The organism is Ectopseudomonas oleovorans (assembly GCF_003052605.1).
Taxonomy (GTDB): domain Bacteria; phylum Pseudomonadota; class Gammaproteobacteria; order Pseudomonadales; family Pseudomonadaceae; genus Aquipseudomonas; species Aquipseudomonas oleovorans_A.
Window position 1 is genome coordinate 27,460 of the sequence record NZ_QASO01000099.1, and the last position, 23,766, is coordinate 51,225.

The following is a 23,766-nucleotide window of genomic DNA, read 5'->3' on the forward strand; positions in this document are numbered from 1 at the left end:
TGAGGATGCCGTAATGGCCTTCGAAGCAATGTTCCAGCCGATCCAGATCGGCAAGCTGACCATCCGCAACCGCGTGCTGTCGACCGCGCACGCCGAGGTCTACGCCACCGACGGCGGCATGACCACCGAGCGCTACGTCAAGTACTACGAAGAGAAGGCCAAGGGCGGCATCGGCCTGGCCATCTGCGGCGGTTCCTCGGTGGTGGCCATCGACAGCCCGCAGGAGTGGTGGAGCTCGGTCAACCTGTCCACCGACCGCATCATCCCGCACTTCCAGAATCTGGCCGACGCCATGCACAAGCACGGCGCCAAGATCATGATCCAGATTACCCACATGGGTCGTCGCTCGCGCTGGGACGGCTTCAACTGGCCGACCCTGATGTCGCCGTCGGGCATCCGCGAGCCGGTGCACCGCGCCACCTGCAAGACCATCGAAGTCGAAGAAATCTGGCGCATCATCGGCAACTACGCGCAGGCCGCACGCCGCGCCAAGGAAGGCGGCCTGGACGGCGTCGAGCTGTCCGCCGTGCACCAGCACCTGATCGACCAGTTCTGGTCGCCGCGGGTGAACAAGCGTACCGACGAATGGGGCGGCACCTTCGAGGGCCGCATGAAGTTCGGCCTGGAAGTGCTCAAGGCCGTGCGCGCCGAGGTGGGCCCGGACTTCTGCGTCGGCATGCGCATCACCGGCGACGAATTCCACCCGGACGGTCTGTCCCACGAGGACATGAAGCAGATCGCCGCCTACTACGACGCCACCGGCATGCTCGATTTTCTCGGCGTGGTCGGCTCGGGCTGCGACACCCACAACACCTTGGCCAACGTCATTCCGAACATGAGCTTCCCGCCGGAGCCTTTCCTGCACCTGGCGGCCGGGATCAAGGAAGTGGTCAAGGTACCGGTGCTGCACGCGCAGAACATCAAGGACCCGAACCAGGCCACCCGTATTCTCGAAGGCGGCTATGTCGACATGGTCGGCATGACCCGCGCGCATATCGCCGACCCGCACCTGATCGCCAAGATCAAGATGGGCCAGGTCGACCAGATCAAGCAGTGCGTCGGCGCCAACTACTGCATCGACCGCCAATATCAAGGCTTGGACGTGCTCTGTATCCAGAACGCCGCGACCAGCCGCGAATATATGGGTGTGCCGCACATCATCGAGAAGACCACCGGCGTGAAACGCAAGGTGGTGGTGGTCGGCGGCGGCCCGGCCGGCATGGAAGCGGCCAGGGTTGCAGCAGAGCGGGGCCACGACGTGACGCTGTTCGAGAAGAAAGACAGCCTGGGCGGACAGATCAGCATCGCCGCCAAGGCGCCGCAGCGCGACCAGATCGCCGGCATCACCCGCTGGTACCAGCTGGAATTGGCGCGACTGAACGTCGACCTGCGCCTGGGCACCGGCGCCGATCAGGCGAGCATCCTCGACCTGCGTCCGGACATCGTGGTGCTGGCCAACGGCGGTCATCCCTACCTGGAGCAGAACGAGCACTGGGGCGCGGCCGAAGGTCTGGTGGTGAGCAGTTGGGACGTGCTCGACGGCAAGGTTGCGCCGGGCAAGAACGTGCTGGTGTACGACACCATCTGCGAGTTCACCGGCATGTCGGTGGCCGACTTCCTCGCCGATAAGGGCTGCCAGGTGGAGATCGTCACCGACGACATCAAGCCGGGCGTGGCCATCGGCGGCACCAGCTTCCCCACCTACTACCGCAGCATGTACCCCAAGGAAGTGATCATGACCGGCGACCTGATGCTGGAGAAGGTCTACCGCGAGGGCGACAAGCTGGTGGCGGTGCTGGAGAACGAATACACCGGCGCCAAGGAAGAGCGGGTGGTCGACCAGGTGGTGGTGGAGAACGGCGTGCGTCCGGACGAAAGCCTCTACTACGGGCTCAAGGAAGGCTCGCGCAACAAGGGCCAGATCGACGTCGAGGCGCTGTTCGCGATCAAGCCGCAGCCCTGCCTGTCCGAGCCGGGCGACGGCTACCTGCTGTTCCGCATCGGCGACTGCGTGGCCCAGCGCAACACCCACGCGGCGATCTACGACGCGCTGCGGCTGTGCAAGGACTTTTAAGCCCACACACGGACGGCCCCCTCTCCCGCTTGCGGGAGAGGGCGGGGGGAGAGGGTGATCTGCCAACTCGGTAGCGGGCCACTCCCCCTCTCCCTAACCCTCTCCCCGAAGGGAGGGGGAACTGGTTCGGCGTAACTCTTTCGGTCCCGCCAAGGAGACCAACCGATGTTGAACACCCTACTCCCCATCCTGCTGTTCGCCGCCCTCGGCCTGGCCGTGCTCGGTGCCGGCAAGCGCTTCTTCATGTGGCGCCGCGGCCGGCCGGCCAAGGTCGATTGGATCGGCGGCCTGCTGAAGATGCCGCGCCGCTACCTGGTGGATTTGCACCACGTGGTCGAGCGCGACAAGTACATGTCCAAGACCCACGTGGCCACCGCCGGCGGCTTCGTCCTGGCCGCCGTACTGGCGATCCTCGTGCACGGTTTCGGCCTGCATAACCGCATCCTCGGTTTCGCCCTGCTGGCGGCCACGGTGCTGATGTTCACTGGCGCCCTGTTCGTCGCCAAGCGCCGGCGCAACCCGCCGAGCCGGCTGTCGAAGGGCCCCTGGATGCGCCTGCCGAAGAGCCTGCTGATGTTCGCGGCGAGCTTCTTTATCGCCACCCTGCCGGTGGCGGGCATTCTGCCCGAGAATTTCGGCGGCTGGATTCTGGCCGCCGTGCTGGCCATCGGCGTGGCCTGGGGCGTGTCCGAGCTGTTCTTCGGCATGACCTGGGGCGGGCCGATGAAGCACGCCTTCGCCGGCGCCCTGCACCTGGCCTGGCACCGCCGCGCCGAACGCTTCGGCGGCGGTCGCTCCACCGGCCTGAAAGCCCTGGATCTGGACGACCCCAAGGCGCCACTGGGCGTGGAGAAACCCACCGACTTCACCTGGAACCAGCTACTTGGCTTCGACGCCTGCGTGCAGTGCGGCAAGTGCGAGGCGGCCTGCCCGGCCTTCGCCGCCGGCCAGCCGCTCAACCCGAAGAAACTGATCCAGGACATGGTCATTGGCCTGGCCGGTGGTAACGACGCCAAGTTCGCCGGCAGCCCCTACCCGGGCATCCCGCTCGGCGAGCACAGCGGCGGCCCGCACCAGCCGATCGTCGACCTCAATGGCAAGGCGCTGGTGGATGCCGAGACCCTGTGGTCGTGCACCACCTGCCGCGCCTGCGTCGAGGAATGCCCGATGATGATCGAGCACGTCGATGCCATCGTCGATATGCGCCGTCATCTCACGCTTGAGAAAGGCTCGACGCCGAACAAGGGCGCCGAAGTGCTGGAAAACCTCATTGCTACCGATAACCCGGGCGGCTTCAACCCAGGCGGCCGCCTGAACTGGGCCGCCGACCTGAACCTGCCGCTGCTCGCCGACAAGCAAGAGACCGACGTGCTGTTCTGGGTCGGTGACGGCGCCTTCGACATGCGCAACCAAAGAACGCTAAGGGCCTTCGTAAAGATCCTCAAGGCTGCCGACGTCGACTTCGCCGTGCTCGGCCTGGAAGAGCGCGACAGTGGCGACGTGGCCCGCCGCCTGGGCGACGAGGCGACCTTCCAGAGCCTGGCCAAACGCAATATCGCCACGCTGAGCAAGTACCGCTTCAAGCGCATCGTCAGCTGCGACCCGCACAGCTTCCACGTACTGAAGAACGAATACGGCGCGCTCGGCGGCCACTACGAAGTGCTGCACCACAGCACCTTTATCGACGAGCTGGTGCGCAAGGGTTCGCTGAATCTGGGCCAGAGCAAGGCCGCCAGCGTCACCTATCACGACCCCTGCTACCTCGGCCGCTACAACGGCGAGTACGAGGCGCCACGCGCCGTCCTCAAGGCCATCGGCATCGAGGTCAGGGAAATGGAACGCTCCGGTTTCCGCTCGCGCTGCTGCGGCGGCGGTGGCGGCGCACCGATCACCGACATTCCCGGCAAGCAGCGTATCCCTGATATGCGCATGGTCGACATCAAGGAGACCGGTGCCGAACTGGTCGCCGTCGGCTGCCCGCAGTGCACCGCGATGCTCGAAGGCGTGGTCGCACCGCGCCCAGAGATCAAGGACATAGCCGAGCTGGTCGCCGAAGTGCTGATCGAAGCCACCGAGGTGGCGGCAAAAAAGCCACTCGCCAAGCGTGAACTGGCGGAGGTGCAGTGATGAAACAACTGCATACAGCGACGGACGTAGGGCGGGTGCAACCCGCCAACACCTGTCCGGCGGGTTGCACCCGCCCTACGCAAGCGCCTGACCAGGAGATCGCAGCATGAGCGACATCATCCGCCGCGACCCGCGCGCCGAGTGGATCGCCCGCAACCGCCTGCATCCGCTGCATGCGGCCATGCAGAGCCAGAACCAGACCAGCTGGATGGGCCCCAATGGCATCATCCGCAAGAACCCGCACGCCATCGCTGCCGGCTTTATCGGCCCGGCCGGGCTCAAGCGTATCGACCGCAGCGGCGCCCAGCAGGGCACCGCCGGCAAGCGCAGCAGCGCCAGCGTCGAGGTGCAGCTGCCGCTGCATGTGGTCGAGCAACCGGTATTCCACGTCTGCGTGGTACCGGACATGGTCGGCGGCCGTCTGTCCAGCCATGACAAGGACCTGCTCGGCCTGGCTCGCAAGCTGGCCGGCGACAGCGGTGCCGTGGTTGCCGTGGTGTTCGGCGAGGACAAGGAAAGCGCCTTCGACACGGCCGGCGTCGACCGCTTGCTGCGCATCGGTGGTGACACCTTCGATGGCTATGCCCCGGAAGCCCGCGTACTGGCGCTGAGCGCCGTGGAGAGCCAACTGGCTCCACGCCACTGGCTGCTGCCAGACAGCCGCACCGGTGGCGGCGAACTGGGCCGTCGCCTGGCCGCCAAGCTCGGCGAGCGTCCTGCAACGCGCGTCTGGCAGGTTGCCGGCGAACAGGCCATCGGCCGTGCCGGCAGTGGCCAGCAGGATATCCAACGCGCGCTGCCACGCCTGATTCTGGCCACGGCCGAATGCGCCGAGCCGGTCAGCGAAACCCGTCATGAAGCCCGCTCGCTGGAACTGGCCGAAAAGGTCGCCCACAGCCTGCCGCGCATCGAGGACCTGGGGCCGGTGGCCGTGGATCCAGCGCAGATTCCCATGGCCGAAGCCGAGTTCATTCTCTCCGGCGGCAATGGCGTGAAAAACTGGGAATTGTTCCACCAGGCCGCCGTCGCCCTCGGCGCCACCGAAGGCGCCTCGCGCGTGGCGGTGGACGACGGTTTCATGCCGCGTAACCGCCAGGTTGGCGCCACCGGTACCTGGGTCACCGCCCGCGTCTACCTAGCCGTCGGTATTTCCGGCGCCATCCAGCACCTGCAGGGCATCGGCGCCTGCGACAAGGTGGTGGCGGTGAACATGGATCCCGGCTGCGACATGATCAAACGTGCCGACCTCTCGGTGATCGGCGACTCGGCGGCGATCCTGCAAGCGCTGATCGAGCGCGTCGCCGCCTGGCGCCAGGAAGGAAAACGTGATGCGGCCTAACTTTCACGAATGCTCCCTCGTGGGAGGGGCTTCAGCCGCGACAGATTGCGTGCTTGGCCAGATCGCGGCTAAAGCCGCTACCACGGTTCGAGGTTGCCACCATGACTGATCTGAATATCGTCGCCCTGGTCTCGGTCGGTGCCCACCCGACCTCCGGCCGCTCGCGCCGCGCCGAGCAGGACGCCCGCGCGGTGGAGCTGGGCCTGCGTCTGGCCGGACAGAACCTGCAACTGCTGCATGCCGGCGACCCTCAGGCCGAAGCCCTGCGCGGCTACCTGGGCATGGGTCTGGAACAGCTCGATGTGCTGGAGCAACCCGAAGGCGCCGACGCCCTGCCGCTGCTGGTCGACTACCTGCAAGGCAGCCGCACGCAGCTAGTACTCACCGGCAGCCAGGCGGAAACCGGCGAAGGCTCCGGCATGCTGCCGTTCCTGCTGGCCGAACGCCTGGGTTGGCCCATTGTGGTCGGCCTCGCCGAAGTGGAGAAGGTCGAAAACGGCGTCGCCCAAGTACTGCAGGCGCTGCCGCGCGGACAGCGGCGCCGCCTCAGAGTACGCTTGCCGTGCGTCGCCAGCGTCGACAACGCCGCTCCGAACGCACGCCAGAGCGCCTTCGGCCCGGCTCGCCGTGGTCAGATCGACGTCCACGAAGTCACCGTGATAGACGATCCGCTGCTGGCACAAGCCAGTCTGCAGCCGGCCAAGCCGCGGCCGAAACGCCTGAAGGTGATCAAGGCCAAGACCGGCGCGGAACGGATGAAGGCCGCGACGGCCAAAGCCAGTGGTGGCGGCGGCCAGGTGCTCAAGGATGTCTCGCCACAGGAAGGTGCAGAGGCTATCTTCAAACTATTGATCGAAGAAGGGGTTCTGCGCTAACCGAGGGTTGAAGACCAACTGCGCAGCGCCTGCCTCGCCACAAGGAGCCACGACCATGATGCATGCCGATCTGATCGACCAGGAAGACTTCCGTGAACGCCTGATCGCGCTAGGCCTGAGCATTCCGCCCGGCGTCACGCCCGAGCAGGCCTGCGAACTGGCCGTCAGCGGCCTCAGCGCCGAGCGCGCCGTGGCCTTGCGCCACTTGGTGGAGGAACTACTCGGCGGCAGCGCCACCCTGCTGCCCAACGTGCGCGAAGCCATCAGCCGCCATCTGCTGCCGGCGCTGGTGCCGAAGCCGGCTTGATATACACGTCTTCGGTCTACTCTGCAGGACGTTGCAGCACCCTAAAGGCCGACCTCACCAACTCGGGCCTCAACGCCATGCCAGAGTGGTTCGTGCATAAATTGGTGGGCTAAAGCCCACCCTACACCCTGACTACAACGCACCGCGTAGGGCGAGCCGGGCGGCGATCCGCTTCAGACGTAGGGTGGGCTTTAGCCCACCAAAAACGACCCTACTCAAAACACACGGGGCGCCACTGGCGCCCCGTTTTCATTGCCGCTCGATTCAGATGCGTACGCTGGCGAAGGTCGACTCGCCCTGGGCACGGTTGAGCGCCAGCACCGCGCTGGAATTGACCTGATGCTCGGGGATCGGCAGCAACATCACCAGGTTGTTGCCCTGCTGACCAGCACGCTCGTCGCGCGGCGGAATGCCGAAGTACTCGCGGTAGCACTTGGAGAAATGCGGGGTGGAGACGAAACCGCAGACCGAGGCCACTTCGATGATCGACATGCTGGTCTGCTTGAGCAGCTGGCGCGCACGGATCAGGCGCAGCTTGAGGTAGTAGCGCGACGGCGAGCAGTGCAGGTACTTCTGGAACAGGCGCTCGAGTTGACGACGGGAGATGTCGACGAAGCAGGCCAGCTCGTCGAGATCGATCGGCTCCTCAAGATTCGCCTCCATCAGCGCGACGATTTCCTGCAGCTTGGGCTGGTTGCTGCCAAGCATGTGCTTGAGCGGCACACGCTGGTGATCCTGCTCGTTACGGATACGTTCGTAGATGAACATTTCGGAAATACCGGCCGCCAGTTCGCGGCCATGCTGCTGGCCGATCAGGTGCAGCATCATGTCCATCGGCGCGGTGCCGCCAGAGGAAGTGTGGCGATTGCGGTCGATGGAAAACAGGCGAGTGGTGATGGCCGCACGCGGGAAGGCTTCCTGCATCGAGGCCAGGCACTCCCAATGCACGCTGCAATCGTAGCCGTCGAGCAGCCCGGCCTTGGCCAGCGCCCAACTGCCGGTGCACACCGCACCGAGCAGGCGCCCCTGGCGCGCCTGCAACTGCAGCCAGCTGACATGTTCACGCTTGACGCTGTGTTGAATATCCACGCCACCACAGACGATCACCGCGTCCAACGCCGGAGCACTTTGCATGGCGGCGTCCGGGGTGATCTGCAAGCCATCACTGGCGCAGACCGGCAGGCCATCATGAGTCAGGGTATGCCAGCGAAACAGCTCCTTGCCGGAAAGCTGGTTGGCCATGCGCAGGGGCTCTACCGCCGAAGCCAGGGAAATCAGGGTGAAGTTGTCCAGGAGCAGGAAGCCGATGGACTGGGCGACACGGTTCTGGGGATGCGCCCCTTGGCTGAACTGCGACATGGATGGAACCCTCTCACGCTAAGCACGGTGTGAGCCCAATTAGAAGTGGGCCTCTGTTTTATCCTGGCCAGGTTTGAAAACCGGGCGGCTATGCATCTCTAGGCAAAGGTCATGCCTAAATTGATCAAGCGTTCAATAAAAACTGAACCGTCAATGCATGGCGTGCCAGACAGACTCCTTGCCCCTGTTTTCAGGGTTTGCGAAACGCTCTCAAAGCTTCTTTGCGCAAGGCTTTGAGCATTTCGGTAGCACAGACTGAGCGGCCTGCTACGGCGTCTCTGGCTGTCAGTAACGGACGAACGGTAACAACAGCGATCACTCGGTCACACCTGAGGAAATCGATGTCCGCAAGCGTCGCACCAAAAGCTCGCGAAGCGGCGGCTTTGCCAGAATCGCTGCACCAGCAAAGGTCACCGCTCGCTGGCGTGCCAGCCGCCAGGAGGACATGGGGAAGAAACTCCTGACGAATCCGCAACAGGTTCGCGATGATCCAACTTTCGCCAGCGCGCCATGCTCTCCAACCAACTCATGCATATCCAATCACGCTGCGGTGAACCGTCCGTATCGGGGTCTTTTCTCGACATGCCGGTGGTGACGATCATTTCGGCCCCGATTACGGTGCGGCACAGGTCGACACAGTGGCGCGCGGCGGGTTGAGCGAGCAGTGTCCCAACCTGGCTCGGCTTTTCCGCAATATGACCTTCACCATCAGCGCAGAAAACCATTTGATGAGCGCCGTGCTGGAAGGCAATACCAATCGCCGCCGCGTGGCCAAGCAGTGGATCGAAGACAACCCGCAGATGGTTGCGTCCTGGCTGGAAGGTGTGACTCGCTATCAAGGCGGTCCCATCAGCAAGGTTTTCGACGTATCGCAAGCAAAAAATGCCTGATAAATTCGACGAAATAGCCGAGAAAAATCAATAAAAATGGCAGAAAGCAGAGACCGCCACATGGCTCGAAAGGGTTTTCCCTTGTCGTGTCGAGAATCACGGCCAGGCTCGCAAGCCTGGCCAGCCATGACCGACCGGTCACATTGCGCCGCCTTTGGATTTTTCAGCGCTTTTCGGCACGCCTCCACCTCTGTCTGTAAATTTTTTTCAACATCGCCACAGCCCCCGCGCTACGCCGCCTGCGCCTCGCTTGAAAGACTGAAAACCAGCACCGGCGCGGCTTTCAGCCTTGGCCAAGGGACGAAAAAGTCTGTTAAGGTTTTTAAAGCACGCTATCGAAAGCGCTTCTCGATACTCATATCGAGCGCTATTCGAAACGGCATCACACAGTGCTTTCAGGAGCCCGGAAAACGGCGAGAAAATGGAAAAACACGGGGTGTGACGGACCATGTCGTCGCCCAATACGTCAGGGTCGCAAACCGATAATTGCGCAGACCCCAAGACTATATCGTTGAGTCAACCGATAACGTCGCTGCCGCTTCCCGAGGGGAACGGCAGACTGGGGCTCACCGCCCCGGACCGAAGAACATACAAGCGCTGGGCCCCATCGATAGGGCGCCAGCCCAACAAGAAATTTCGGATGTACGCATGCGCCAGGACGACGCATGAATCCCCAAGGGAATGGGCTTCGAAACACTGCCAGAGGGTTTGGAAAGCGGTTTGCAGCACGGCAAGACAGTGGTCACTCATCAACAGATTGCAACGACGCAGCGGGCAATTTTTGCCACCAGCCGCGTGCGCTGCAGCGTGCCTGAGTGCCACACTAGACGCCCGCCGCGAAACGTTCGCCAACCTCGAAACTCAGCAAACACCCACACAGGTATCAGAGGCCTGACACAGCTGATCTACGCTTCTACGATGCGTACCCAGCCGTGCCAACGCGAACTGGATGCCGATTGAAGGGGAAACGTCCCATGCAGTCTGGAAAGATCGTGGTCGAACACCTGTACAAGGTTTTCGGCCCCAACCCACAAGAAGCCATCGACCTGCTCAAGGAAGGCTGGAGCAAGGAGAGGATTCTGGCCGAGAAAGGCGCCGTGATCGGCGTCAGCGATGTGTCGTTCAGTGTCGAAGAGGGCGAAATCTTCGTCCTCATGGGACTGTCCGGCTCCGGCAAATCCACCCTGATCCGCCTGATCAACCGCCTGGTCGAACCCAGCGCCGGTGACGTCTACATCGATGGCCAGAACGTGGCCAAGCTGCCGCAATCGCAACTGATCGACCTGCGCCGGCGCGACATGAGCATGGTCTTCCAGTCCTTCGCCCTGATGCCTTCGCGCAGCGTGCTGGATAACGCCGCCTTCGGCCTGGAAGTGGCCGGCACCGGCCGCAAGGAGCGCGAGAAGCGCGCCATGGAAGTGCTCAAGCAGGTCGGCCTGGACACCTTCGCCCACAAGTACCCGCACGAACTCTCCGGCGGCATGCAGCAACGCGTCGGCCTGGCCCGTGCGCTGACGGTCAACCCGTCGATGATCATCATGGACGAGGCCTTCTCCGCCCTCGACCCGCTCAAGCGCCGCGAGATGCAGGACGTGCTGCTGGAGCTGCAGAAGACCCATCGCCGCACCATCATCTTCGTCTCCCACGATATCGAAGAGGCCATGCGCATCGGTACCCGCATCGGCATCATGGAAGGCGGCAAGCTGATCCAGGTCGGCACCCCGCAGGAACTGATCGAAAAGCCAGCCAACGAGTACGTGCGCAACTTCTTCGACACCGTCGACACCAGCCGTTACCTCACCGCCGGCCAGCTCAAGGCCGACAGCGTGCCGACCTACGTCTACAACGGCAAGGCGCCGGATGCAGCAATGATCTGCAAGGATCTGCAGGCGCGGGACAAGCACTACGCCTTCATCGTCGACGAGCAGAACAACTTCCAGGGTTCCATCAGCCTGGAGAAGATCGCCCTGATGGTCGATGGCGACGAACCCCAACCACTCGAAGCGGATGCGCTCAAGCAGGTGGTGCCGGTACCCGAAGACATGCCGCTGGAAGATGTGATCACCCGCCTGGTGGACAACGAAGGTCCGATCCCTGTGGTGGACGCCGACGGCCATTACTGCGGCGCCATCAGCAAGGGCCGTCTGCTGACCCGACTACAGGGGGAATCCCATGAGTGACAAGAAACTCGACCTGGGTAGCTGGGTCAACGACGTCGTCCAGCACCTGCTGGACAACTACAGCGGTGCATTCGACAGCATCGGCAAACTGGTCAGCGGATTCTCCGAAGGCATCGAAGCCTTGCTCATGCTGCCACCGGCCTGGCTGCTGATCGCCATCTTTGTCGCCCTCGGCCTATGGCGCATCGGCGCACGCTTCGCGGTGTTCACCGCCGTGGCTTTCATCCTGATCGTCATGACCGGGTTCTGGGAACAGACCGTGGTCACCCTCGGCCTGACCTTCTCCTCGACGTTGATCAGCCTGCTGCTGGGTATCCCGCTGGGCATCTGGGCCGCCAAGAGCGAGCGCGTGGCGACCATCATCCGGCCGATCCTCGACTTCATGCAGACCATGCCGGCGTTCGTCTACCTGATTCCGGCGGCCATGCTCTTCGGCCTCGGCCGGGTGCCCGGGATCATCGCCACGGTGATCTTCGCCATGCCGCCGGCGGTGCGCTTGACCAGCCTGGGCATTCGCCAAGTGAACAAGGAAATCGTCGAGGCCGGCCAGTCCTTCGGCTGCACCAGCCGCCAGCTGCTGTTCAAGGTACAACTGCCCAACGCCATGCCGTCGATCATGGCCGGGGTCAACCAGACCATCATGATGGCCCTGTCGATGGTGATCATCGCCTCAATGGTCGGCGCCGGTGGCCTGGGTAACGATGTACTGGCGAGTATCCAGCGCCTGGACATCGGGCTAGGCTTCGAAAGCGGCATGGCCGTGGTGCTGCTGGCGATCATTCTCGACCGCATCACTGAAAGCTTCGGCACCAAGCAGACCGCCCGCGGCGGCATCTTTGCCTGGTTCAGCGGCAAGCTGCAGCGCCAGTAAACATTTTTTCACTTCACAGAGAACCGCAGATGAAAATGATCAAAACCACTGCCGCCATCGGCCTGCTGTCCTGCGCACTGACGCAGGGCGCCATGGCCGCGGAGCCGGCGAGCTGCAAGCAGGTGCGTTTTGCCGAGATTGGCTGGGCCGACATCGCCGCCACCACGGGTGTGGCCATGACCCTGGTCGAAGGTCTGGGCTATCAGCCACGCAAGATCATGGCCTCGGTACCCATCGCCTTCACCGGCGTGAAGAGCGGCCAGGTCGATGTGTTCCTCGGCTATTGGGCACCGTCGATGGACTCGGTGATCGAGCCATTCCTCAAGGACGATGGCGTCAAGGTACTGCCCAAGGCCAACCTCGAGGGTGCCAAGTACACCCTGGCCGTGCCGACCTACGCGGCCGAAGCCGGCCTGAAGAGCTTCCAGGACATCGCCAAGTTCAAGGATCAGTTGGGCGGCAAGATCTATGGCATCGAGCCGGGTAACGACGGCAACCTGCTGATCGACGGCATGATCAAGAACAATCAATTCGACCTCGGCGACTTCCGTATGGTCGAGTCCAGCGAAGCCGGGATGCTGGTGCAGGTGTCGCGCGCGATCAGGAAGAAAGAACCCGTGGTCTTCCTTGGCTGGGCACCGCACCCGATGAACACTCAGCACGACATCACCTACCTGTCCGGCGGTGACGACGTGTTCGGTCCCGACTACGGCGCGGCCAAGGTCTACACCGTGGTACCGCCGGATTACGAAGCGCGCTGCACCAACGTCGGCAAACTGCTGAACAACCTGCAGTTCACCGTCGACATCGAAAGCCAGCTGATGGAAAAGGTCCTGGAGAAGGAAAACCCGCAGAACGTCGCCAAGGAGTGGATCAAGGCCAACCCGGCGATCCTCGACCAGTGGCTGAGCGGCGTGACCACCTTTGACGGTCAGGACGGCGTTGCCGCCGTGAAGAAACACGTCGGGCTGTAACAGGCCGCGACCCGATTCGGGCTCGAACCTCAGGGTGCGAGCCCGGAAACCTCCTCGTAAACCACTAGCGGCTGCTTTCTGGCCGTGATGGGGAGGATTTGCCCGCGAACCGGCAATCTGCTGCGCAACACGGATTCGCAAGGCCCGCAATGAGAACGAGCCAGTCAACGATCTTGCAACTGCCACTCACTGATGGAGCACAACAAACATGCGCATAATCCAGCATCTCTGCCTCGGCGCCGCCGCCCTGGCCATCGGCATGGGCAGCGCCCTGGCCGCCAACAAGCCCACCTTGAAGATCGGCTACGTCAACGGCTGGGACGACAGTGTCGCCGTCACCCACGTCGCCGGTGAGATCCTGCAAAGCAAACTCGGCTACACGGTCGAACTGAAGCCGGTCGAACCCGCCATCATGTGGCAGGGGGTGGCCCGTGGCGACCTCGATGCCACCCTCTCCGCCTGGCTGCCGGCCACTCATGGCGAGTACTTCGAGAAGCTCAAGGACAAGGTGGAAATCCTCGGTACCAACTACTCCGGCGCCAAGATCGGCCTGATTGTGCCGGACTACGTCGAAGCCAAGACCATCGAGGATCTGGAGAAATACGCCAAGGACTTCGACGGTAAGATCACCGGCATCGACGCCGGTGCCGGCGTGATGCGCCGCACCGAAGACGCCATCAAGGAATACAACCTGACCAGCATCAAGCTGATGCCGAGCTCGGGCCCGGCCATGGCCACCGCCCTGACCCGCGCCGAGAAAGCGCAGAAGCCGATCGTGGTCACCGGCTGGATTCCGCACTGGATGTTCGCCAAGTGGAAACTGCGCTTCCTCGAAGATCCGAAGAAAGTCTTCGGCGACGACGAGCGTGTCGACACCGTGGCCAACCCGGCACTGAAAGAAAAAGCCGCCGACGCTGCCGCCTTCCTCAGCAAGATTTCCTGGAGCGGCGAAGAAGTCGGCTCGGTGATGCTGGCCATTCGCGAAGGCGCCAAGCCGGACCAGGCTGCCAAGGACTGGATCGCCGCCAACCCGGAGCGCGTGGAAAGCTGGCTAAAGTAAGCCGCACTCGCTGCATGCCATCGAAGCGGGCCTCTGGCCCGCTTCGTCGTTTTGCAAGGCCGCGTGCGCCACGGGTACCGAGGCAAGGCGGTGCGCAGGGCCAAGGTGGCCCCGCGCCACCCTGCGGAATCGGCGCCCCGCCCCCGCTCTCCCACCTCGTTTGATTGATCGAACGATCAAAATCCGCCTAGACTCCGGCCCAACTTCCCCCGCTGGAGACACCCATGCCCAAGGTCGGCATGCAGCCCATTCGTCGTTCGCAGTTGATTGCCGCCACCCTGGAAGCCGTCGACCAGGTTGGTATGGCCGATGCCAGCATCGCCTATATCGCCCGCCTGGCCGGGGTTTCCAACGGCATCATCAGTCACTACTTCAAGGACAAGAACGGCCTGCTCGAAGCCACCATGCGCCACCTGATGCAGGCACTGCGCGATGCCGTGGCCGAACGACGCCAGGCGCTGAGCGATGACAGCCCGCGCGCCCACCTGCGCGCAATGATCGACGGCAACTTCGACGACAGCCAGGTCAGCGGCCCGGCGATGAAAACCTGGCTGGCGTTCTGGGCCAGCAGCATGCACCAGCCAGCCCTGCGCCGGCTGCAACGGGTCAATGACCACCGCCTCTATTCCAACCTGTGCGGCCAGTTCCACCGCGCGCTGCCGCAAGACCAGGCACGCCAGGCCGCCCGCGGGCTGGCCTCGCTGATCGACGGCCTGTGGCTACGCGGGGCGCTGTCCGGCAAGGCCTTCGACACCGCACAGGCACGCCGCATCGCCTACGACTACCTCGACCTGCAATTGGCCAAGGCTCGTTAGAGGGTTGCCGACGGCAAGGCCTCACGCGCATGACCTTGGTGGGCTAAAGCCCACCCTACCCGTTAACGGCTCTACGCAATAACCGCCTGGCCATGTCGTGATTGGCAGCGCCCTGTCGTTTTTGTTGATTGATCGTTCAATTTAAATAAAATAGGCTGTTCTCTAAGCAGATCGAAGACAGAGGACAGCCCATGCCACGTTTCGCCGAACAGCAGCTCTACATCAGTGGCCAGTACGTCGCCGCCAGCAGTGGAGAAACCTTCGACAGCATCAACCCGGCCACCGGCGAGGTGCTGGCCAAGGTGCAACGCGCCAGCCAGGCCGACGTGGACCGTGCCGTGACCAGCGCCGCCGAAGGGCAGAAGGTGTGGGCGGCGATGACCGCCATGCAGCGCTCGCGCATCCTGCGCAAGGCGGTGGACATCCTGCGTGCGCGCAACGATGAACTGGCCGTGCTGGAAACCCTCGACACCGGCAAGCCACTGTCGGAAACCCGCTACGTCGACATCGTCACCGGCGCCGACGTGCTGGAGTACTACGCCGGCCTGATCCCGGCCATCGAGGGCGAGCAAATCCCGCTGCGCGAGACCTCCTTCGTCTATACCCGTCGCGAACCGCTGGGCGTGGTTGCCGGCATCGGCGCCTGGAATTACCCGATCCAGATCGCCCTGTGGAAATCCGCCCCGGCCCTGGCCGCCGGCAACGCGATGATCTTCAAACCCAGCGAAGTGACCTCGCTCACCGCACTGAAACTGGCCGAGATCTACACCGAGGCCGGCCTGCCAGCAGGCGTATTCAACGTGCTCACCGGCAGCGGTCGCGAAGTCGGCCAGTGGCTGACCGAGCATCCGGGTATCGAGAAGGTGTCCTTCACCGGCGGCACCATCACCGGTAAGAAGGTCATGGCCAGCGCCTCCAGCTCCAGCCTCAAGGAAGTGACCATGGAACTGGGCGGCAAGTCGCCGCTGATCGTCTTCGAGGACGCCGACCTGGACCGCGCCGCCGACATCGCGGTGATGGCCAACTTCTACAGCTCCGGCCAGGTGTGCACCAACGGCACCCGCGTGTTCGTGCCACGCATGCTGCAGGCGCGCTTCGAGGCCAAGGTGCTGGAGCGCGTCAAGCGCATCCGCCTCGGCGATCCGCTCAGCGATGCCACCAATTTCGGCCCGCTGGTGAGCTACGCGCACATGGAAAGCGTGCTCAGCTACATCGAGAAGGGCCGCAGCGAGGGTGCACGCCTGCTGATCGGCGGCACACGCGTCAGTGATGGCGACTATGCCAAGGGCGCCTACGTCGCCCCCACCGTGTTCACCGATTGCACGGATGCCATGACCATCGTGCGCGAGGAAATCTTCGGCCCGGTGATGAGCATCCTCATCTACGACAGCGAAGAGGAAGTGATCCGCCGCGCCAACGACACCGACTACGGCCTGGCTGCCGGCGTGGTGACCCGTGATCTGAACCGCGCGCACCGGGTGATCCACAAGCTGGAAGCCGGTATCTGCTGGATCAACACCTGGGGCGAGTCGCCAGCCGAGATGCCGGTGGGCGGCTACAAGCAGTCCGGTGTCGGCCGCGAGAACGGCCTGGTCACCCTCGGCCACTACACCCGCATCAAGTCGGTGCAGCTGGAAATGGGCGATTACGTCTCGGTGTTCTGAATCCAGTGTTGTCGGAGCGGCCGGGCGGCGCACCGCTTCAGCCGCGAAAAGCATCGCGGATAAATCCGCTCCTACAAAAAAGTCGCCGCCCCGTAGCCGGATGCAATCCGGGACCAGTCACCGCGTTTTCCCGGATCGCAGCCGGGCAACAGGAGTAGCCATGACCCAGGAATTCGACTACATCATCATCGGCGCCGGTTCGGCCGGTAACGTCCTGGCCACCCGGCTGACCGAAGACGCAGACGTCAGCGTACTGCTGCTGGAAGCCGGCGGCCCCGACTACCGCTTCGACTTTCGTACCCAAATGCCCGCCGCCCTGGCCTTCCCGCTGCAGGGCCGGCGCTACAACTGGGCCTACGAGACCGACCCAGAGCCGCATATGAGCAACCGCCGCCTGGAATGCGGACGCGGCAAGGGCCTGGGCGGCTCATCGCTGATCAACGGCATGTGCTACATCCGCGGCAACGCCCTGGACTTCGACCACTGGGCCAAGCGGCCCGGTCTGGAAGACTGGACCTATCTCGACTGCCTGCCGTACTTCCGCAAGGCGGAAAGCCGCGACATCGGCCCCAACGATTACCACGGCGGTGACGGCCCGGTCAGCGTGACCACGCCCAAGGCCGGCAACAACCCGCTATTCCACGCCATGGTCGACGCCGGCGTACAGGCAGGTTACCCGCGTACCGATGACCTCAACGGCTATCAGCAGGAAGGCTTCGGCCCGATGGATCGCACCGTGACCCCGCAAGGTCGCCGCGCCAGCACCGCGCGCGGCTATCTGGACCAGGCAAGGGCGCGTCCCAACCTGACCATCGTCACCCACGCCACCACCGACCGCATCCTGTTCGACGGCAAGCGCGCCAGCGGCGTGAGCTACCTGATCGGCAACTCTAACAACGCCACTGAAGCCCGCGCCCGTCGCGAGGTACTGCTGTGCGCCGGCGCCATCGCCTCACCGCAGATCCTCCAGCGCTCCGGCGTCGGCCCTGCCGCGCTACTGCGCGAGCTGGACATCGCGCTGGTGCATGAACTGCCTGGCGTCGGCCAGAACCTGCAGGATCACCTGGAGATGTACCTGCAGTACGCCTGCACCCAGCCGGTGTCGCTGTACCCGGCGCTCAAGCTGCTCAACCAGCCCGGCATCGGCGCGCAATGGCTGTTCGCCGGCAACGGCATCGGCGCCAGCAACCAGTTCGAGGCCGGCGGCTTCATCCGCACGCGCCCGGAGTTCGCCTGGCCCAACATCCAATTCCATTTCCTCCCGGTGGCGATCAACTACAACGGCAGCAACGCCGTGAACGAGCATGGTTTCCAGGCCCACGTCGGCTCGATGCGCTCGCCTAGCCGCGGGCGCATCCAGCTCAAATCCAAGGACCCGCGCCAGCACCCGAGCATCCTGTTCAACTACATGAGCCATGAGCAGGACTGGCAGGAATTTCGCGACGCCATCCGCATCACCCGCGAGATCATGGCGCAGCCGGCACTCGACCCTTACCGTGGGCGTGAAATCAGCCCTGGCGCGCATGTACAGAGCGACGCCGAGCTGGATGCCTTCATTCGCGAGCATGCGGAAACGGCTTTCCACCCCTCCTGCTCGTGCAAGATGGGTGAGGACGACATGGCGGTGGTCGATGGTCAGGGCCGCGTGCACGGCCTGCAGGGCTTGCGCGTAGTGGATGCGTCGATCATGCCGGAGATCATCACCGGCAACCTCAACGCCACCACCATCATGATCGCCGAGAAGATCGCGGACCGGATTCGTGGTCGCCAGCCTTTGCCGCGCAGCACCGCGCCCTACTTCGTCGCCGGCGAGCGCCCGGTACGCGGGCAACCGCAGCGAGAAGTCTCGGTAGCCTGAGTTCGAAGGGCTGCGCGCCCCGTCGCGGATCAATCCGCGCCTATCGTCGGAGCCCCGAGCCATACCGAGCCGGCTGAATACCGCTTGCAGGCCGGAGCGAATTTATTCGCGCCAGTGCCGTCGAACGGGAGCACTTGCGCAATAATGGCGGAGCGGTGACAGCCGCCACTGACTGCCGGACGCCTCATGCAACCCACGCTCAACCAACTCGACCCACGCACCGCCCGCCTGCTGCCATGGATAGTGGCCATCGCCTTCTTCATGCAGACGCTGGACGGCACCATCCTCAATACGGCGCTGCCAGCCATGGCGGGCGATCTGAACGAAGATCCACTGCGCATGCAGTCGGTGGTAATCGCCTACATGCTCACCGTGGCCCTGCTGATCCCGGCGTCGGGCTGGGTCGCCGACCGTTTCGGTACGCGACGTATCTTCTTCGGCGCCATCGCCCTGTTCAGCCTCGGTTCACTGCTCTGCGCACTGTCGGAGTCGCTGAGCATGCTGATCGGCGCACGGGTCATCCAGGGCCTGGGCGGCGCACTGATGATGCCGGTCGGGCGCCTGGTGGTGCTGCGCGCCTATCCGCGTTCGGAACTGGTGCGGATCATGAGCTTCATCACCCTGCCCGGCTTGCTCGGCCCGCTGATCGGCCCGAGCCTGGGCGGCTGGCTGGTGGAGGTGGCCAGCTGGCACTGGATTTTCCTGATCAACCTGCCGGTGGGACTACTCGGCTGCTGGGCTGTATGGCGCCATATGCCGGATCTGCGCGGCCCTGAGCGCAGCCGCTTCGATAGCGTCGGCTTTCTGCTGTTCGGCGCCGCCATGCTGCTGATCACCGTAGCCCTGGAGGGGCTCGGCGAACTGCACCTGCCAACCATGCGCGTGGTGCTGCTGTTGCTCGGCGGCATGGCCTGCCTGGCCGCCTACTGGCTGCGCGCCGGGCGCATCGAGCAGCCATTGTTCGCACCCAAGCTGTTCCACACCCGCAGTTTCGCCGTGGGCATCATCGGCAACCTGTTCGCGCGCCTCGGCAGCGGCGCGCTACCTTTCCTCACGCCGCTGCTGCTGCAACTGGCGATGGGCTATTCGCCGGCCCAGGCCGGCATGAGCCTGATTCCGCTGGCACTGGCGGCGATGGCAGCCAAGCCCCTGGCCAGGCCGCTGATCGAGCGCCTCGGCTACCGCAACATCCTCACCAGCAACACCCTGCTGCTCGGCGCCCTGATCGCCAGCCTGGCCCTGGTCGACGCACAAACCTCGACCTTGCAGTTGATCATCCAGCTGAGCCTGATCGGCGCCTGCAACTCGCTGCAGTTCACCGCGATGAACACGGTAACGCTGATCGACCTGGACAACCGCGACGCCAGCAGCGGTAACAGCCTGCTGTCGGTGGTGGTACAGCTGGCGATGGGCCTTGGCGTTGCATCGGCGGCGGCCCTGCTCAGCGGTTTCAGCCGCGAGCTGGGCGACAACGGCCATGTGCTGGAGGCGTTCCAGGCGACCTATCTGTGCGTTGGCCTGCTGTCGATGCTGGCGGCGGCGATCTTCCTGCAACTGGACACGAAAGATGGCCGTAGCGGGCGCAATATTGAGGTTTCAGCGGACGAATGAGCGGGCCTGCTACACTGCCGGCCTGTTTCTTCACCCCCGAGTCTTGCCGTGACCGCTACTGCCTTCGCCAGCCTGCCCATTTCTGCCGCCATGCAGGCCAATCTCGCCGCCATCGGCTATGCCGAGATGACGCCGATCCAGGCCGCCAGCCTGCCGCTGATGCTCAAGGGCCGCGACCTGATCGCCCAGGCCAAGACCGGCAGCGGCAAGACCGCTGCCTTCGGCATCGGCCTGCTGCACCCGCTCAACCCGCGCTACTTCGGCTGCCAGGCCATGGTGCTGTGCCCGACGCGTGAACTGGCCGATCAGGTGGCTAAGGAACTCCGCCGCCTGGCCCGTGCTGTCGACAACATCAAGGTGCTTACCCTGTGCGGCGGCGTGCCCTTCGGCCCGCAGATCGGCTCGCTCGAGCATGGTGCGCACGTGATCGTCGGTACGCCGGGACGAGTGCAGGAGCACCTGCGCAAAGGCACGCTGAAAGTCGATGGGCTCAATACCCTGGTACTCGACGAAGCCGACCGCATGCTCGACATGGGTTTTATCGACAGCATCGCCGAAATCATCGAGCAGACCCCGGCACGCCGTCAGACCCTGCTGTTCTCCGCCACCTATCCGCCCGCCATCGAACAGCTTGCCGCGCGTTTCTTGCGTAGCCCGGAGCGGGTCGAAGTGGAGGCTCAGCACGACGACGGGCAGATCGAGCAGCGCTTCTACGAAATAGCGCCAAGCCAACGTATGGAAGCGGTCAGCACCCTGCTGCGGCATTTCCGCAAGCAACCAACCGTGGCCTTCTGCGCCACGCGCCAGCAGTGCGACGAGCTGGCCGCGCAACTGGAAGCCGAGAAGATTTCCGCCGCCGCGCTGCATGGCGATCTGGAACAGCGCGATCGCGATCAGATCCTCGCCCTGTTCGCCAATCGCAGCCTCAGCGTGCTGGTGGCCACCGACGTCGCAGCGCGCGGCCTGGATATCGCCGGGCTGGAAATGGTGATCAACGTTGAGCTGTCGCGTGATGCCGAGGTGCATATCCACCGTATCGGCCGTAGTGGTCGCGCTGGCGAGAAAGGCCTGGCACTGAGCCTGGTGGCGCCCGCTGAAGCCGGTCGCGCCCAGGCCATCGAAACCCTGCAAGGCAAGGAACTCGCCTGGTACCCATTACCCGCGGTCAAGGCAACGGGTGAGCCGTTGCTGCCGCCGATGCATACCCTGTGCATCGGTGCCGGGCGCAAGGAAAAACTGCGCCCCGGCGACATCCTCGGCGCCCTGACCGGCGATGCCGGCATCCCGGGCGATCAGGTTGGCAAGATCGCCCTGTTCGATTACCAGGCCCTGGTTGCCGTGCAACGCGATGTGGCGCGCCAGGCCCTGAAACGCCTGAGCGAAGGCAAAATCAAGGGCAGAACGCTGCGTGTGCGGTTATTGTGAGAGCCGACTCAGATCGACCGTGCTCGCTCTAGGTCGCAGGATCGCGAACGGCCTCCCGGGCTGATGTAAAGAATCAAACGGCCTGGGCCGGAGTTACCCATGCGCAATATTCTGGTCATTGAAGACAGCCCACTGGTACTGAAGATACTCGAGCATCTGTTCCGTCAGGAAACCGATCTGGAACCGATCTTCTGTGCCTCACTGGCAGAAGCGGAAGTCATGCTGGAGACCTCTGCGGCGCTGTTCTTCGCGGCCATCGTCGACCTGCACCTGCCGGACGCACCGGACGGCGAAAGCGTCGATCTGGTGATGCGCTACCACCTGCCGTGCATCGTGCTCAGTGGCAGCTACAACGAACAGCGCCGTGACGATTTGCTGATGAAAGGCGTGGTCGACTACGTACTCAAGGAAAGCCAGCATTCCTACGAGTACGCCTTCCGCCTCCTGCACCGGCTCGACCACAACAGCCATATCAAGATTCTCATCGCCGACGACTCTGCGGCTCAGCGTCACTACATTCGCCACATCCTCGAGCCACACCACTATCAGATCATCGAGGCCAGCGACAGCAAGGAGACCCTGCGCCAGCTCAATGAGCATCCAGATATCGACCTGCTGGTGCTCGACCATGCCATGCCCGGCGTCAGCGGTTTCGAGCTGGTCAAGCTGCTGCGCCAGAAACTGCGCCTCCATGACCTGATCATCATCGGCGTGTCCGCCGACCCCAAGGGCTCGCTCAGTGCGCAGTTCATCAAGCACGGCGCCGACGACTTCCTGCGCAAACCCTTCTGCCCTGAAGAGCTAAACTGCCGGGTAATGTCGACCCTGGAGCGACGCGACCTGCTGCGCGCATTGAAGAAGGCCGCGCAGTTCGATGCCCTGACCGGCCTGAACAACCGCCGCGCCTTCTACGAGCAAGGCATGCAGATACTGCAGAAGGCGCAACGGGAAAGTCGCGAGGTCAGCGTGGCGATGCTCGATCTCGATCATTTCAAGCAGATCAACGATAGCTTCGGTCATGCCAGCGGCGACAGCGCCCTGGTGGTGTTCGCCCGGGCCATAAGCAATGCCTGCCCCGACATGCTGCTGGGCCGCCTGGGCGGAGAGGAATTTGCCCTGCTGACCCTGCATGGCGCGGATCATGTGGCTCAGGCACTGGATAAACTGCGCCGACAGTGCGCCGGCCTGCATTACGCCGTCGGCGCGCCCGCGCTATCGTTCAGCGCGGGCCTCTATCAGGGTGAACCCGAGGACCTGGAAAGCCTGCTGCATGAAGCCGACATTCGCCTGTACCGGGCCAAGCAACAGGGCCGTGCCCGCACCGTACTGGCCTGATCAGGGGCTGTGGCGCTGCAGCGTCGCGACATAGCTGCCGTCGTCGCTCATGGCCTGAATCGCCGCATCGAAACGCCTGGCAATGTCGCGATGCTGGGCCAGACTGCGCCGCACCAGGATCTGCAGGCCATTCTCGCTCAAGGGCAGCGGCAGGAACTCCAGTTCATCGCGGATGGCACTCAGCTTGTTAGCGAGCAGGTGGCGCGCGACCAGCTCATCCTCCAGCGCCAGCTGCACGCGCCCGGCATGCAGCATCCGCGCGGCGATTTCGAAACTGCCGACACCAACCTTGAGCAACTGCGGATCGCTATCGAATTCCCTGGAATAGGCATAGCCCCTAACCACCGCGATGTTGTGCGGGTAGAGATCGGCCAGGGTCTCGAACTGAATGTCGCTCCCTTTGCGCCGCATGAAGCGGATACGGTTGACCAGATAGGGCTGGGAGAAATAGCCATACTCGCTGCGATCGGCGCTGTACCAGGCGTTGATCAGTACATCGTAATCGCCACGCTTGAGCCCCAGCACCGCGCGCTCCCAGGGCGCCTCCACGTAGCTGGTGGTGTAGCCGGCACGTGCGAGCGCCTGCTCCACCAGATCACTGGCCAGACCTTTGCCGGGCAACCGTTGATCGTTGAACGGCGGCCAGGGGTCGGCCACCAGGCGCAACAGCTCGGCCGAGGCAAGCGCCGGCGACAGCAGCAAGAGCAATAGCCAGGCACGCACTGCGGGCATTGGTGGCGGTCCATCCGAAATGATCAGTTCTAGGGTCTGTTGCCGTTTCGACGCGAGCCGCGTTGCTGCGCCAAATTGCGCCACGCGAGGCGCGGGATGCAGGTAATGGTCGTTCCCTTGCCAAATCCCGCAACGACGCATGGCGCAATTTGCCGCGCAACCCGAAGGGACGGGCCAGTTTTTGCGTGGTACGTCGTTACTCGACGGCTCATTTGGGCGACCAAACTTCGCGTCTCGCGCCTAGCCCCACGCAAAAACTGGCTCCGTCGC

General features: G+C 63.8%; 19 protein-coding genes. 17 read left to right on the forward strand and 2 right to left on the reverse strand.

The annotated features are described in order from the left end of the window. Positions 1 to 13: 13 nt before the first annotated feature. From dgcA to DBO86_RS16525, 5 genes are all read left to right on the forward strand, one after another. A complete protein-coding gene (gene dgcA, locus DBO86_RS16505) occupies positions 14 to 2,074 on the forward strand; it encodes a dimethylglycine demethylation protein DgcA (RefSeq protein ID WP_108234250.1) in 2,061 nt (686 codons plus the stop codon). Positions 2,075 to 2,239: 165 nt separating this feature from the next. After that, a complete protein-coding gene (gene dgcB, locus DBO86_RS16510) occupies positions 2,240 to 4,201 on the forward strand; it encodes a dimethylglycine demethylation protein DgcB (RefSeq protein WP_108234251.1) in 1,962 nt (653 codons plus the stop codon). A gap of 106 nt (positions 4,202 to 4,307) precedes the next feature. Continuing rightward, positions 4,308 to 5,540, forward strand: coding sequence for an electron transfer flavoprotein subunit alpha (etfA, locus tag DBO86_RS16515; RefSeq protein ID WP_108234252.1), 1,233 nt, complete (start codon positions 4,308 to 4,310; stop codon positions 5,538 to 5,540). A 101-nt stretch (positions 5,541 to 5,641) separates the two neighbouring features. Beyond that, a complete protein-coding gene (gene etfB, locus DBO86_RS16520; protein WP_108234253.1) occupies positions 5,642 to 6,415 on the forward strand; it encodes an electron transfer flavoprotein subunit beta in 774 nt (257 codons plus the stop codon). A gap of 55 nt (positions 6,416 to 6,470) precedes the next feature. After that, complete coding sequence (locus tag DBO86_RS16525) at positions 6,471 to 6,722, forward strand: hypothetical protein (protein ID WP_003458918.1); 252 nt, start codon at positions 6,471 to 6,473, stop codon at positions 6,720 to 6,722. A gap of 264 nt (positions 6,723 to 6,986) precedes the next feature. Here DBO86_RS16525 and gbdR read toward each other — a convergent pair whose 3' ends face one another. Then, on the reverse strand, positions 6,987 to 8,081 hold the full coding sequence (gbdR, locus tag DBO86_RS16530) for a choline metabolism transcriptional regulator GbdR (RefSeq protein WP_108234254.1): 1,095 nt from the start codon (positions 8,079 to 8,081) through the stop codon (positions 6,987 to 6,989). Positions 8,082 to 8,644: 563 nt separating this feature from the next. On the opposite strand from gbdR, the gene DBO86_RS16535 reads away from it, so the two are divergent. The 11 genes from DBO86_RS16535 to DBO86_RS16585 all read left to right on the forward strand — a co-directional run bounded on the left by DBO86_RS16535 (position 8,645) and on the right by DBO86_RS16585 (position 22,764). Continuing rightward, complete coding sequence (locus tag DBO86_RS16535) at positions 8,645 to 8,971, forward strand: glycine betaine ABC transporter substrate-binding protein (protein WP_255311597.1); 327 nt, start codon at positions 8,645 to 8,647, stop codon at positions 8,969 to 8,971. Between the two features lie 974 nt (positions 8,972 to 9,945). Then, positions 9,946 to 11,151, forward strand: coding sequence for a quaternary amine ABC transporter ATP-binding protein (locus DBO86_RS16540; protein ID WP_084341265.1), 1,206 nt, complete (start codon positions 9,946 to 9,948; stop codon positions 11,149 to 11,151). Next, positions 11,144 to 12,022 carry an ABC transporter permease gene (locus tag DBO86_RS16545; RefSeq protein WP_003458908.1) on the forward strand — a complete coding sequence of 293 codons (879 nt, stop codon included), beginning with the start codon at positions 11,144 to 11,146 and terminating at the stop codon, positions 12,020 to 12,022. Before DBO86_RS16540 ends, DBO86_RS16545 begins: the two co-directional genes overlap by 8 nt. A 29-nt stretch (positions 12,023 to 12,051) precedes the next feature. Further along, a complete protein-coding gene (locus DBO86_RS16550) occupies positions 12,052 to 12,996 on the forward strand; it encodes a choline ABC transporter substrate-binding protein (RefSeq protein ID WP_108234255.1) in 945 nt (314 codons plus the stop codon). Positions 12,997 to 13,204: 208 nt separating this feature from the next. After that, positions 13,205 to 14,056, forward strand: coding sequence for a glycine betaine ABC transporter substrate-binding protein (locus DBO86_RS16555; protein ID WP_108234256.1), 852 nt, complete (start codon positions 13,205 to 13,207; stop codon positions 14,054 to 14,056). A gap of 224 nt (positions 14,057 to 14,280) precedes the next feature. After that, on the forward strand, positions 14,281 to 14,871 hold the full coding sequence (gene betI, locus DBO86_RS16560; RefSeq protein WP_003458901.1) for a transcriptional regulator BetI: 591 nt from the start codon (positions 14,281 to 14,283) through the stop codon (positions 14,869 to 14,871). Between the two features lie 191 nt (positions 14,872 to 15,062). Then, the gene (gene betB, locus DBO86_RS16565; protein ID WP_108234257.1) at positions 15,063 to 16,535 is read left to right on the forward strand and encodes a betaine-aldehyde dehydrogenase; all 1,473 of its coding nucleotides are present in this window, start codon (positions 15,063 to 15,065) and stop codon (positions 16,533 to 16,535) included. A gap of 160 nt (positions 16,536 to 16,695) precedes the next feature. After that, entirely contained in the window at positions 16,696 to 18,393 is a 1,698-nt protein-coding gene (gene betA, locus DBO86_RS16570) for a choline dehydrogenase (protein ID WP_108234258.1), read from the forward strand. A 186-nt stretch (positions 18,394 to 18,579) separates the two neighbouring features. Further along, positions 18,580 to 20,004 (forward strand): multidrug transporter subunit MdtD, encoded by a 1,425-nt coding sequence (mdtD, locus tag DBO86_RS16575; RefSeq protein ID WP_003458898.1) that lies wholly within the window; start codon positions 18,580 to 18,582, stop codon positions 20,002 to 20,004. A gap of 48 nt (positions 20,005 to 20,052) precedes the next feature. Continuing rightward, positions 20,053 to 21,429 carry an ATP-dependent RNA helicase DbpA gene (gene dbpA / locus DBO86_RS16580; RefSeq protein WP_108234259.1) on the forward strand — a complete coding sequence of 459 codons (1,377 nt, stop codon included), beginning with the start codon at positions 20,053 to 20,055 and terminating at the stop codon, positions 21,427 to 21,429. 99 nt (positions 21,430 to 21,528) lie between these two features. Then, positions 21,529 to 22,764, forward strand: a complete 1,236-nt coding sequence (locus tag DBO86_RS16585) for a GGDEF domain-containing response regulator (RefSeq protein ID WP_108234260.1) — start codon at positions 21,529 to 21,531, stop codon at positions 22,762 to 22,764. Here the strand turns inward: DBO86_RS16585 and DBO86_RS16590 are convergent, their stop codons facing one another. Beyond that, positions 22,765 to 23,496, reverse strand: a complete 732-nt coding sequence (locus DBO86_RS16590; protein WP_108234261.1) for a substrate-binding periplasmic protein — start codon at positions 23,494 to 23,496, stop codon at positions 22,765 to 22,767. It lies immediately after the preceding gene. A gap of 62 nt (positions 23,497 to 23,558) precedes the next feature. Between DBO86_RS16590 and DBO86_RS26285 the strand changes: the two genes are divergently transcribed. Next, positions 23,559 to 23,766, forward strand: a 208-nt coding sequence (locus DBO86_RS26285; protein WP_208630483.1) for a hypothetical protein, incomplete at its 3' end; no start/stop codon positions are given.

Bases quoted from the DNA above. Each gene is read 5' to 3' on its own strand.
- DBO86_RS16550 (WP_108234255.1), top strand. From the start codon at position 12,052: ATGAAAATGATCAAAACCACTGCCGCCATCGGCCTGCTGTCCTGCGCA.
- mdtD (WP_003458898.1), top strand. From the start codon at position 18,580: ATGCAACCCACGCTCAACCAACTCGACCCACGCACCGCCCGCCTGCTG.
- DBO86_RS16590 (WP_108234261.1), bottom strand. From the start codon at position 23,496: ATGCCCGCAGTGCGTGCCTGGCTATTGCTCTTGCTGCTGTCGCCGGCG.
- gbdR (WP_108234254.1), bottom strand. From the start codon at position 8,081: ATGTCGCAGTTCAGCCAAGGGGCGCATCCCCAGAACCGTGTCGCCCAG.
- DBO86_RS16540 (WP_084341265.1), top strand. From the start codon at position 9,946: ATGCAGTCTGGAAAGATCGTGGTCGAACACCTGTACAAGGTTTTCGGC.
- DBO86_RS16555 (WP_108234256.1), top strand. From the start codon at position 13,205: ATGCGCATAATCCAGCATCTCTGCCTCGGCGCCGCCGCCCTGGCCATC.
- dgcA (WP_108234250.1), top strand. From the start codon at position 14: ATGGCCTTCGAAGCAATGTTCCAGCCGATCCAGATCGGCAAGCTGACC.
- DBO86_RS16525 (WP_003458918.1), top strand. From the start codon at position 6,471: ATGATGCATGCCGATCTGATCGACCAGGAAGACTTCCGTGAACGCCTG.
- dgcB (WP_108234251.1), top strand. From the start codon at position 2,240: ATGTTGAACACCCTACTCCCCATCCTGCTGTTCGCCGCCCTCGGCCTG.
- betB (WP_108234257.1), top strand. From the start codon at position 15,063: ATGCCACGTTTCGCCGAACAGCAGCTCTACATCAGTGGCCAGTACGTC.
- betA (WP_108234258.1), top strand. From the start codon at position 16,696: ATGACCCAGGAATTCGACTACATCATCATCGGCGCCGGTTCGGCCGGT.
- DBO86_RS16545 (WP_003458908.1), top strand. From the start codon at position 11,144: ATGAGTGACAAGAAACTCGACCTGGGTAGCTGGGTCAACGACGTCGTC.
- betI (WP_003458901.1), top strand. From the start codon at position 14,281: ATGCCCAAGGTCGGCATGCAGCCCATTCGTCGTTCGCAGTTGATTGCC.
- DBO86_RS16585 (WP_108234260.1), top strand. From the start codon at position 21,529: ATGCGCAATATTCTGGTCATTGAAGACAGCCCACTGGTACTGAAGATA.
- etfB (WP_108234253.1), top strand. From the start codon at position 5,642: ATGACTGATCTGAATATCGTCGCCCTGGTCTCGGTCGGTGCCCACCCG.
- etfA (WP_108234252.1), top strand. From the start codon at position 4,308: ATGAGCGACATCATCCGCCGCGACCCGCGCGCCGAGTGGATCGCCCGC.